At 60.7% G+C, this 11,494-nt stretch carries 7 protein-coding genes and 2 pseudogenes; 8 read left to right on the forward strand and 1 reads right to left on the reverse strand.

Annotation, left to right across the window (positions count from 1 at the left end; genetic code table 11):
* Window positions 1-128 precede the first annotated feature (128 nt).
* The 8 genes and pseudogenes from NKI47_RS31855 to NKI47_RS31890 form a co-directional block, all read left to right on the forward strand.
* Window positions 129-2,420 carry a helicase domain-containing protein gene (locus NKI47_RS31855; RefSeq protein WP_352595232.1) on the forward strand — a complete coding sequence of 764 codons (2,292 nt, stop codon included), beginning with the start codon at window positions 129-131 and terminating at the stop codon, window positions 2,418-2,420.
* Window positions 2,421-2,586: 166 nt separating this feature from the next.
* Window positions 2,587-3,336: a hypothetical protein gene (locus NKI47_RS31860; RefSeq protein ID WP_352595234.1), complete on the forward strand. Its 750-nt coding sequence runs from the start codon at window positions 2,587-2,589 to the stop codon at window positions 3,334-3,336.
* A gap of 14 nt (window positions 3,337-3,350) precedes the next feature.
* Window positions 3,351-4,643, forward strand: coding sequence for a BREX system ATP-binding domain-containing protein (locus NKI47_RS31865; protein ID WP_352595236.1), 1,293 nt, complete (start codon window positions 3,351-3,353; stop codon window positions 4,641-4,643).
* Window positions 4,640-6,103, forward strand: coding sequence for a BREX system ATP-binding domain-containing protein (locus NKI47_RS31870; protein ID WP_352595238.1), 1,464 nt, complete (start codon window positions 4,640-4,642; stop codon window positions 6,101-6,103). Before NKI47_RS31865 ends, NKI47_RS31870 begins: the two co-directional genes overlap by 4 nt.
* Entirely contained in the window at window positions 6,096-8,120 is a 2,025-nt protein-coding gene (locus NKI47_RS31875; protein WP_352595240.1) for a DEAD/DEAH box helicase, read from the forward strand. The genes NKI47_RS31870 and NKI47_RS31875 overlap by 8 nt, the downstream gene beginning before the upstream one ends.
* Before the next feature lie 133 nt (window positions 8,121-8,253).
* Window positions 8,254-9,259 (forward strand): annotated as a pseudogene (locus NKI47_RS31880) (Y-family DNA polymerase).
* On the forward strand, window positions 9,256-9,480 hold the full coding sequence (locus NKI47_RS31885) for a hypothetical protein (RefSeq protein WP_352595251.1): 225 nt from the start codon (window positions 9,256-9,258) through the stop codon (window positions 9,478-9,480). Before NKI47_RS31880 ends, NKI47_RS31885 begins: the two are co-directional and overlap by 4 nt.
* Window positions 9,408-10,552 (forward strand): annotated as a pseudogene (locus NKI47_RS31890) (helix-hairpin-helix domain-containing protein); the annotation flags it as partial. The gene NKI47_RS31885 and the pseudogene NKI47_RS31890, both read left to right, overlap by 73 nt.
* Window positions 10,553-10,929: 377 nt before the next feature.
* On the opposite strand, the gene NKI47_RS31895 reads toward NKI47_RS31890, so the two are convergent.
* Window positions 10,930-11,494: IS256 family transposase (locus tag NKI47_RS31895; RefSeq protein WP_352595242.1), on the reverse strand; the 565-nt coding region annotated here is incomplete at its 5' end.

Below are 11,494 nucleotides of genomic sequence, written 5' to 3' on the forward strand. Positions count from 1 at the left end.
GCCGATTTCCGATGCGAGGGCGCTGGCGTCCTCGCGCGCGCGCGAGGAGTTTAGATATTCGCTGTCAGGTCGGCTTGCAAACGAATTTCGTCTCGCCGATGGTGCGCCGGGGTAACATCGGGGGGGCAATGAATACCATCACCTCAATCTCAAAGCTCGACGAGCGCGTTGCGCGTGACCAGCGCCATGCCGAAATCGCGGCCAGCGCAGCGAGGGCTGAACTTGTAAGTCTTCGCCCGGCGCTGGCTCCCGTGGATAGCCGCTTCGGTCTAACGGACCACGATCGAGGCCGAATGGATTATGCCGACCGAAGGCAGGCTGCTCTTGAGGCGATCGAAGCGCAACCGTTCCAAGTGATGGTGGAAGCCTACACCGAGGTGGCAGGTGAGGACGGGAAAGTGATCGAAAAGGAGCAGCTGTGGTATGCCAACGCTGGGTCCTCCGCGAACGAAGTCTTCAAGTACGGCAGCACGACGGTCGCCGTGCTCGCCTGGACCCACCCAGGCCTTCAGCTGGCGCTAGGGACTAAACTCGGTGATTTCCGGGACGTCCGGGCCAACGGCTATCGCCTTCTGAGCGTTGAGCCGCTCGCGAAAGCACGCTTCGACGAAACCTTGCCGATGGTTTCGGCAGTCTACGAACCGGGTGGCGCCGTTCGTCCGCAGGCAGCTACGCCAGCAAAGACCGGACTAAAAGCCGTTAAGCTCCACATGACTCAGGACCAGGTGCTTGCCTTTGTATCCCGGATGTCGGGGCTTATGGTGGTCACTGGCGCCCCTGGGTCAGGCAAAACGACGGTTGCCTTTCAGCGCATCCGCTTTCTGTTCGACCAGCAGGAGCAACGACAGAATGGTGGACGCTTGGTGCCTTACAAGCCGGAGCTCACCCGCGTCTTCCTCGCTAACCCGAACCTCGCCGATCAAGCCAAGGCTCTTCTAGCAGACCAGCTCAACATCCCGACGTTCGTCGTCCAGCCCGTAGACGACTTCGTCGTGAGCTACTTGGACCAAGTTTGGCTGTACAAGCACAATGCCCGACCGCGTCAGCGAAAGCTGCCTCCGTTGGATATCGCTGCGCGAATGGCTGTGCTCGGCCTTTCAGATCACCACGATCTCACTCGCCTCTGGGAGGTCTACGAACATCAAGTCGCAGATCGTCTCGGATCGGCCGCGGAAGCGCCTTGGGCGAGGGTTGACGTAAGCAATGTCGCGAGTTTGACCGCATTGGCGAACAGTCTTCGAACCGTTGCCGAACGAGCAACCGCCGGTAGCGACCCGTTGCGGTCGAAGCTCACGATGGGAGCGATATTCCGGGGGGTGACGAGCAGCTACACTGCAGCACGCGAGGGGATGCGGGCAGGAGTAAGAAGCCGATTTGACGAGCTTTTTCAGCAATGGCTGTACTTCGTCTACGATCCGCTCTCGGCCCTGGCAACGTACTTTGGATCCCGCGCGTCGGAAGCGGCCCACAGAATGAGGCGGGGCACAGGCGCTCGCGTTGACGAAGCCGAGATCCTAAAGAATGCAATCTCTGAATGGGCTGAGCGCGGGTTTGGCCCCGAAGACCGATCTTGGCTCGCTTGGCTCCTGCGCTTTGCACTACCTGAAGCAACTGATCCCGACTCGCGATTCCGCGAAGTGCCCTCGGCTATTGCACCGGCTATTTCAGGCCGCGAGCGCTGGACGCATGTTGCGATCGACGAGGCACAGGATCTCTGCGTAGCCGAAGCATCACTCATTGGTTCGTTGGTCGATCCGGACGGTGCACTGACAGTCTCGGCGGACTTTCGGCAGATCGTCAGCCCGGTACACGGAATGAGAACAACCGATGCACTTCGCATCGGCAGATCTCTTCGTGGCAAGGGAGCGGAGCAGATCTACCCGTTTGCCCGGAACATGCGGCAGAGCCTTCAGATAGGCCGATTCCTACAGGGGTTCTATGAGATCGCGTTCAAGGAGCGCCCCACGTTCGAGGTGAATACCACCCTGCACGACAAGAAGCCTCAGCTCATCATCGCCCCGCCGCAGGATCAGGCTTTGCGAATCAGGCAGCTCGTTTCCGTCCTGCGAAGGTCCCATGTCGTCCGCAGCATTGCGCTTCTCCAGATCAACGAGGACGAGCAGTCTTTGAAACAATTGCGATCCGCGCTTGACCAGGTAGGCGTTCCTCTCGCGCCTCTCTGGTCAGCTGCGGGAGACGGCCTCGTCACTACTTCAGTCGAGCGGATAAAGGGGCTTGAGTTCGACGCATGCATCGTCTTGGGCCTGGAGGATGTCGAGAGCGCCGCTCTGAATTTCACATTGAACCGCGCCTATGTCGCGCTCTCGCGCCCTGCGCGGCGCCTCGCCCTCATTTCCAACGAATATCCATCACTGCTGCGTCGAGTTGATCGCGATCTCTTCGATATCACGCATTCCTGACCTCCGACTAAGGTTCGATATGTCCGATAGCGCCAGCCCCCCCCTTTTCCCCGCCTTCGAGCGCTTCGTCGAGCGCAATGGGCTCCTAGCCAATGCGAAGGGCATCCTCGCCGCGCGACTTCCGCGAATCCTGGGTCAAGGACAAACGCGAGCGGAAGGACTAAACATGCCGCCTGCGGTTATCGAGCGGCAGCAGGAATTATACGCTCTATCACTGCCCGACACTGCCGCGCCCGACCCCGAGGTTCGGCACGAGATCGCCGATGCAAAACGCGCCCTCGAGGCGCATGCCGAACATATGCGCCATCCGGACAACCGCAGGCGTTTTGCCATGCAGGTGCTCCATCATCTGGAGGGCGTTCAGACGGGCAACAAGGACAATCATTTCTTCGCCGGCCGCTTGGTTCTCGTTCCTGACAAAAGCGGCCAGAACTGGGCTTGGTCGATGACTGCCCATTACCCGGTTATCGGTAAGATTCCGGCTGACATTGACTACGTCGTAAACGCCTACAAATCAGCTGAGCGCATCGTCGACGACTGGACGTTGCCGGTCGATCTCTTCCTCGACAGGTTGCTGCTGGCCTGGACAATGGCCAAGCATTTCACGAGCGGCGAAGACATCTTGATTGCGGATGTCGCACGACTATTCAAGATCGCCGCGCAGAACGAGCGCTTCTGGGGTACGCCAGCGCGGCGGAACTTCGAAGACGTTCCAGAAGCAGTCTTTATCGCGAACCTAATTAACTGGCGTCGCAACAAGGATTCAGCAACGTCACGCGACAGCTTCGAATTTGAACTTGTACCGGCGACCCTGAACCAAGCGCACGGTCCCAAGTCACGCGCCTTCTTCGTACCAGGAAACGCCGAGGGCACAGTCGTTCGGCCGATGATCTACATGCGCCGCCAAACGGTTTAAGAGGGAGGGTCCCAGTGGAAGTCGCAATCAACAAGATCGACGCGAAGCACCTTGTCAAAGGCCTGCTCAATTCGCCCATCGCGCCGGGCAAGTATTCTCACTTCATCAACGTCGGTACGGATCACATCCTCGACGCACTTGACCACAACTATTTCCGCGGTGACCTCGCCGAGGGAATTGGCTGCTTCAAGTATCTTGAAGGGGACTATGGAAGCGGCAAGACGCAGTTCATCAACAGTTTAGCCAGTCGTGCAAGTGAGCAGGACGTCGTCACTGCTCTGGTTACCGTTGGGGCCGAATGCCCGTTCAATTCACCGGTTGCCATATTCCGCGCCATCATGGAGTCGTTTCAGCCACCGATCGAAAACCAACTGAACGGGAACGACTCCAAGGGCATCGAAATCCTCATCGAAAGTTGGATCGTGCGTCGAATTCAACAGCTCGGCGCGCAACTCGGCAGTGATGTGCCTGAGCTAGTCCAACGGCAGATTGAGCAGCAGATCGGAGGACTCTGGAGAGGTGCTCCAGATCAACAAATGGCCTCTGCTCTCACTGCACTTAGCCAGCGTTTGCTGAAGCTGGCGTGCGGCGCAGCCGATTCCGTCAGCGACAATGAGTTGATCTCGTGGATTCGCGGTGACAATGTCCGATCGACGGTCCTTAAAAGTATGGGTCTGTTCGAGCCGGCACGCGATGAAAATGCGTTTCGGCGACTCAAGACGGTCATCTCATTTCTGCGCAGCCGCATGGGGTATAAGGGCTTCTTCATCGCATTCGATGAAGGAACGCGTACGTCCTCATTCCGCCGTGGCTCGGCGAAGCAGAGGCAGGCGATCGAAAACCTGCTCACTATGATCAACCAAAACGCCGACGGCGAGTTCGGTGGGGTCATGTTCCTCTACGCCGCTACACCCGACTTTCGCTCGGAAGTGATCAGCACCTATCGAGCACTCCAGGATCGGATAGGCACCAAGGCCTTCTCGAGGGGCAGCCCTATGGTGCCGCTCATCAATATCGAGGAGGCCAACTCCGAAGCGGTAATCTACAGCATCGGTGAAAAGCTTTTGAGCGTCTTCGGTCAAGCCCACGGCATGGCATGGGATGTGCCGACCCAGATAGCCAACATGCGAGCAATTGTTGCGGCGCAGAAGGACCTGTTGTTCGAGACGCCGAAGCCGCGCTTCTTCGTCTATCAGTACTGTCGTTTTCTCGATCAACAAAAGGACGAGCAGCGCCCGATCAGTGCCGAACAGGCGAATGATTTTGTCAGCAACAATGAACCTCCGCTTGATGGCGACGGCGCATGATCGTCTCAGGCACCCAAGTCGAACACGCGGAATACGGAATAGGAACAGTTCTGGCGGTCCTCGGTGGCGTGGCTACCGTCGAGTTCTTTGGCGAGGCGCTGGACGTTGTCGCCGGCGAACTTATGCCTCGCCAGCTGTCCAAACAGACTGCACCTCCACCGTCCCGTGGGCAAACCTCCACGGACTTCGCCTTTCGGAAGTCGTTCGAGGCGGTCAATCTTGGTGTGGTGCCGACTGACCCCGACCAACTTGTAGATCTCACGATAGGCGGTGAGCAGGCGTCGGACGAGATAGGTTCACTACTAGCGAACGCATCGAAGGATGGCGTTTGCCGGATCTTCATGGGGTATTACGGTTCCGGCAAGTCGCATCACCTGCACCTTGTCAAAGCGGTCGCCATTCGCGACGGCTGGGTCACGGCATCGCTTGAGCTTGATCCGAAGGCGGCCGATCCGGCCAAGCCTGCTACCGTTTACCAAGGTCTCGTCGGCGGGCTTGAATTTCCGATGCGTGCCGACGGCAGCAGAAGCGCAGATTTCTTCGATCTTATTAAAGAGATCCGAGACAATTGGTCAGTCGTTCGCGACCTTCCCTATTTCAAGAGGTCCCCCTGGTTCAGCAAGGGGTTGGAGGCCCTCCTTTACCTCTCTCATCGTCGCGACGACACGGACTACGTGGCTGCGGTCAGCTGGCTTGCCGGCCAGGTAAAACAGATCGGCGCCATTCGCTCGCTCAGCTGGCGAGGCGGTCACAAGACCCAGATCCCAATCTTGCCTCAGACGAAAGACACGGGGCTCATCTATGCCTACAATCTCGTCGTTCTCCACGAAATCCTAAAGGCGCTTGGCTATAAAGGCTTGGCCCTCATTATCGACGAGGCCGAACATGTCCGAAGCTACTCGTTCAACCGCTACATTCGGGCGAACAACTTCTTCGATATAATCGCGCGTTGTGCTCACGCGCCGCGAAAGGACCTCCAGAAGCCGCAGAGCGACTACGAGCATTTCGACCTGCCACCCTTCTGGAAGGAAGGCCCCCATTTTACGCTGTTCGTGGGCTTGACTGAGGGCGAGGATACCCATGACCTGAAGCGAAAGATGGGTGAGATGAGCGTCTTGATCCACGATCCAAAAGACGTGGTTCATCTCGAACCGCCATGCGAGAGTGACTACGAGAAGTGGTGCGAGGCCTTCCTTGCCGAAAGTGCAGGGCGTCTTGGTCCGAAGGTGCAGCTGCTCGCGGATCCCGGGCTGAGGGCGCGGATCGCAGCAACACTCCGCCACCACTTTGACCACACGCCCATATCTGAGCGGATCCTACGCAATTGGACCAAGATGGCCGGCTTCGCGCCTGCCGTCCTGATGAGCCGCGACGGAGCGACGAACAGTGACGAGCTCGTGGAGTTGGTCGACGAGGCGGCGCGACAAATCGCCGGCGAGATACTCCCCTGGGATGACTGAAACTCGCTCCCAACTGGGCCGCATGATGCCAGACGGCTTCCCGATCTTCTTCGACGGACGGCAGCCGTACGAAGGGCAGTCAGTCGTGATGTCAGAGATCGTCCGGGGGCATCAGGTGCTGTTCGCGGCGCCCACTGCATCGGGCAAGACGGAAGCCGCAGTCACCCCGCTCTTTCAGCGGCACATGTCCTTCACGCGCCAGAGTCTCTCGACGGTCTATGTCGCGCCGACCAAGGCACTCGTGAACGATCTACATGAAAGGCTGGTCGGGTATCTCGGCACGAGGTTCCCGAGCGCGATTTCACGCTACACTGGAGACCGCCACGAACTCGGATCGGCTTCGGGCGTGTTCTGCTTGCTGGCGACCCCTGAAGCACTTGACTCCTTGCAATTGCGTCGCCCGGAAGCGCTTGCTGGGGTGCGCGCCGTAATCGTCGACGAGATTCACCTCCTGCATGGTCAGGCTCGTGGCCAACAGCTGCGCCATGTGATCGAACGGATCCGAAAAGCCGCCGTGACGCCGAAATCAGCAAGGGACAACTTCCAAGTTGTTGGGATGACGGCAACGCTAGACGACATGGAAGGCGTTGGTCGGATCTGGCTGGGCGACGATGCCAAGGTTATTGCGCACGGTTCACCAAGGGAGATAGACCTCCAGCTCATTCGGATAGCCGCGGATGCCAATGTCGATCCGTACGTCGCGCGAGCCAGATCTCTGGTCCGATGGGTGGACGAGGCGGGTCTTGAGAAGATCCTGGTATTCACGAACTCCCGCAATGCTGCGCACGCATTATCGGCGCATCTGCACCGAGAGCTCAACGGCAGGCGATGGCCGGTACACCTTCATTTCGGCGCATTGTCGGCGTCCCATCGGGAGCGAGTCGAAGACGAGATGCGTGCAAAACGGTATGGTATCTGCGTCGCTACATCAACACTGGAGATCGGCATCGACATCGGCGACATCGATGCTGTCGTCCTGGCCGACCCGCCCACGACTGTCAGCGGCTTTCTCCAACGTATTGGTCGTGGCAATCGCCGCAGTGGCATCTGCCGAGTAGCCGCCTTCAGGAGCTCCGAAGATGACGAGCGGATGATGCGCGCCTTGATCGATTGCGGGCGGCGCGGTGACCTCGACGATGCTTACGAGTATGACCGGCCTTCGGTCCAGTTTCAGCAGATCCTCAGTCTATGTTGGCGGGCCACGCGGCAGGATCGCGCTCTGTCCGTTGCCGCTCTAGCCGCGGAGGCGGGCACGGATACGCACAAGCCCGTCATCGACGACATGATCGACACCGGTTGCTTAACCAGCGTCCGCGGAGCCCTGATCCCCTCCGACCGTCTGATGGACGAAGGTGATGCCGCCCGCATACACACCGTCATTGCGGGACAACCGAGTTCCGCCGTCTTAGATCTTCGCACCGGAGAAGCAGCGATCCGCGACGCAGACGAGTCCAGCGCAGGGGGTGCAGTGTTCATCGGCGGGTCGATGCGTAAGCTGGTGGTGGGCTCCGAAGGCGGCGCGTTCGTTGGGGAAGGGGTGTCCCGTTCTCAGCCTCTAGCCCGCATCAAAGCGACCGGTTCGGGTTTGCCGGTCAGCCGCAGCGTCGTATGGGGCCTCGCGCGTCAACGCGGCCATGATCCGACCCGGTGGCAGCAGGAAGGAACCAGGCTCGTGACTTGGGGCGGCGTGCGGTTCAACACACTGCTCGCCGCCCTCCTCATGCGCGAGGCGACGGGACGGCGGTTCCTGCCGTCCGACGTCGGCATCGGGGGCCCCGTGTCTGCTGTGATGATATCGGTCGAAGGCGTTCGGGAGTTGGCATCTCATGCGGAACGAACCAATGACCTACCAATCAGCATAGCCGCGAAATTCGCAAGTCCCAGTCGCTTTATGGGCGAGCTATCGAACCGCTTGGCCGCAGATGAGAAGCGTCGGTCGATACCCTGGACGCCATTTTATCGCTGGCTAGATCGCGTCTCTGGCATCGACTTGGTCGGATCCATGCCGATAGATTAGATGGTGTCGGATTGCACTTAAGTGTGAGAATGCGGCGGTCTGTGCAGCTTACTGCCAAGGAGTTCGATAGCGCGGGCGCGGCTTGCGCCCGGCAGCAGATAGGAGAGCGGGCGTCGGCCTGTGGGCCGGGCTGTTGGCTGCGCTGAAGCCCCGGAGCCGGGTCTTCACCCTTGCGGGCTGTCATAAAATCGCGCTCGAGCGGTTGGCGCTGTGGGCTCTGCGCCGCTATGCGCCGATCGTCGCTGCCGATGCGCCGGACGGCATTGTGATCGATACCACCGGCGCCGACCATCTGCATGGCGGCGAGGTTGCGATGCTGGCCCTGATGGTGGAGCGGCTTGGCGCAGCGGGTTTTGCTGCACGCGCCGCGGTCGCCGACACTTGGGGCGCAGCCCACGCAATGGCCCGCTTCAGCACACGGCAAAAGCCTGTGGTTCCATCCGGCGAGATTGCCCAAGCGATCCTGCCTTTGCCGATCGCTGCCCTCCGTCTTCCCGCCGTGACGATCGATAGCCTGCGACGGCTTGGCTTCGAGATAATTGCGGACCTCGCCGCTACGCCACGCGCGTTGCTCGCCTTGCGTTTTGGACCGGAACCCGGCCGCCGCCTCGACCAGGCGTTCAGAGCCGATCCGACCGCAGGAAATCGTCGAAGTGCGCCGCAATTTTGCCGAGCCGATCGGCGCGGCAGAAACAATTGCGCGCTATACCGGCAAGCTGGTCGCCGAACTGTGCGCCTCACTCGAGACGCGAGGGCTTAGCGCACGCCGGCTCGATCTTCTGTTCTTTCGCGTCGACAATCGCATCGAGGCGATCCGTGTCGGCCACGGCAACGCCGGTTCGCGATGTGAAGCGCCTGACCCGGCTGCTCACCGACAAGATCGACACCATCGATCCCGGATTTGGCATCGAGCTGATGCGGCTTGCCGCGACGGCCGCCGAGGACGCGTGAAACGGGCAGACGGCCCGGAGCGCGTCTTCGGGGAATGGTGGAAGCGCGACGCCGAGCTCGCGGCGGTGAGGGATTATTTCCAGGTCGAGGACGAGAACGGCGAACGCTACTGGCTCTTCCGTGCCGGCGACGGGGAGGATGCCGCGACCGGATCGCACAAATGGTTCATGCACGGGATCTTCGGATGAGAGGCGCCACCCGATATGCCGAGTTGCAGGTGACCTCGCATTTCTCGTTCCTGCGTGGAGCATCATCCTGCGAGGAGCTGTTTGCGCAGGCGGCACTGCTCGGCATCGAGGCGCTCGCTATCGTCGATCGCAATTCGCTTGCCGGCATCGTGCCTTCTCGCAACTCGAAGGGTTCGGCAGCTACGGCTTCCCCGAAAGCCACGCCGCCTGCTTCGCGCTGATCGCCTACGCCTCATCCTGGATGAAGTGCTGGCATCCGGATGTCTTCTGTGCCGCGTTGCTGAATTCGCAGCCCATGGGTTTTTATCTGCCGGCCCAGATCGTGCGCGACGCTCGTGATCATGGCGTCGAGGTGCGTCCGGTCTGCGTCAATCCCAGCCGCTGGGATTGCACGCTGGAGCCGACCGATGCCGAAGACCGCTTCGCTGTCCGGCTCGGCCTGCGCATGGTGAAGGGTCTCGCCAATGATGACGGGGCGGCGATCATTGCTGCGCGGGCCGATGAGCCCTTCGTCTCGCTAGACGATCTGTGGCGCCGCGCCGGGGTGCCGGCGGCTTCACTGGTCCAGCTCGCCGAGGCCGATGCCTCTCTGCCGGATATCAACCTTGCCCGCCGTGATGCGCTCTGGGCGATCAAGGCTCTGCGCGATGAACCGTTGCCCCTGTTTGCGGCCGCCACGTCCCGCGAACAGAAAACCGTGCCGGAAATCCAGGAGCCTCGCTTGCACTCAAGCCAATGACTGCAGGACGCGAAGTGGTCGAGGATTACAGTCATGTCGGGCTGACCTTGCGTAGCCACCCTATGTCGTTCCTGCGTGCCGATCTTCGTCGCCGTCGCATCGTGACCTGTCAGGAGGCCATGCAGGCGCGAGACAGAAGCTGGGTCCAGGCCGCGGGCCTGGTGCTGGTCCGGCAGCGGCCGGGATCGGCCAAAGGTGTGATGTTCCTAACCATGGAGGATGAGACGGGCGCCGCAAACGTCGTCGTACGGGTCAAGGTGTTCGAGAAATTCCGGCGCGTGCTTCTCTCGTCGGCCATGCTCGGCGTGCGCGGCCGCATCCAGCGGGAAGGGGAGGTCGTGCATCTCGTCGCTCACGAGCTGACAGACCTCTCTGGCGAGCTTGCAAGCGTGGGAAACCGCGAGACGCCGTTTCCATTGCCACATGGCGGCGGTGACGAGGCCCATCACGGTGGATCGGGCATCGATCCGCGCGGCATGCCGAAAACGCGCGATATCGTCGATCCCTACGAGCACATCGACCGCATCAAGGTGAAGACGCGGGACTTCCGGTAGCGCTTCCGGACGGCCACTTCAGCAGCATGTTGTGCACACTATTGTCGGGCACGGTTAACGGCCGATTGGCAGCAGGTCACCCCATGCCGGATCCCAAATGTTGTCGCTCTCAAGCGCAACGACTGCCCGCACCTTTTAAAGTCGGCGAGCACCTCCACGGCCGGACCGCGCCCCGTTTCCTGAGCCGCGGCGTAGGTGTATTTGTGACCGTCCGGCTCAAACCACTCTAACGATTCCACGGTAGCCATGGCGTCGCCCTTGCGGCCGCGCGTAGTTGTGTGCGTCAAGTTCTGCAAAATGGCGTGGCATTGCGGTGACGTCGGCGTGTCCGCCGCGCAGCCCCCGTGTTTAGCGGAGCGGCGGACACATGACGGTGCTCAGGCGGCCAAGGCCCTCAGGCTCTCCTTCTTGTGCTCGCGCAGATGATCCATGTTGAGGTAGCGGGTCGCCTCGAGCCAGTTCTCGTGGATCTCCACCGCCAATGCCCGAACCAGCCGCAGACAGCTCCGCGGGTTGGGGAAGATGCGAACGACCAGGGTGCGCCGCTTGATCTCCTGGTTCAGCCGCTCCAGCATGTTCGTCGACTTCATGTGCTTGTGGTGAGCTAGCGGCAGCCGATAGAAGCTCAGCGTCTCCTCGATGTTATCTTCCACCCAGTTGACCAGCTTCGGGTATTTGGCCTGCCATTTGGCGATCCACTGCGCCAGGTCGCGTTTGACCTCGGCAAGGTCGCGCCGGTCGTAGAACCATCTGAGCTCCATCAGGCAATCGTCGTCGACCTTGCGCGGCACGTAGTCGAGCGCGTTTCTGAGGAAGTGCACGTAGCAGCGCTGCCAGACCGCCTCGGGCAGCACTTCGCGGATTGCCGCCCTGAGCCCCGGATGGTCGTCGGAGACGACGAACTCGACGCCGGCGAGCCCGCGATTCTTGAGCCCCGTCACG

The organism is Mesorhizobium sp. M0633 (genome assembly GCF_040320645.1).
In the GTDB taxonomy this organism is placed as follows: domain Bacteria; phylum Pseudomonadota; class Alphaproteobacteria; order Rhizobiales; family Rhizobiaceae; genus Mesorhizobium.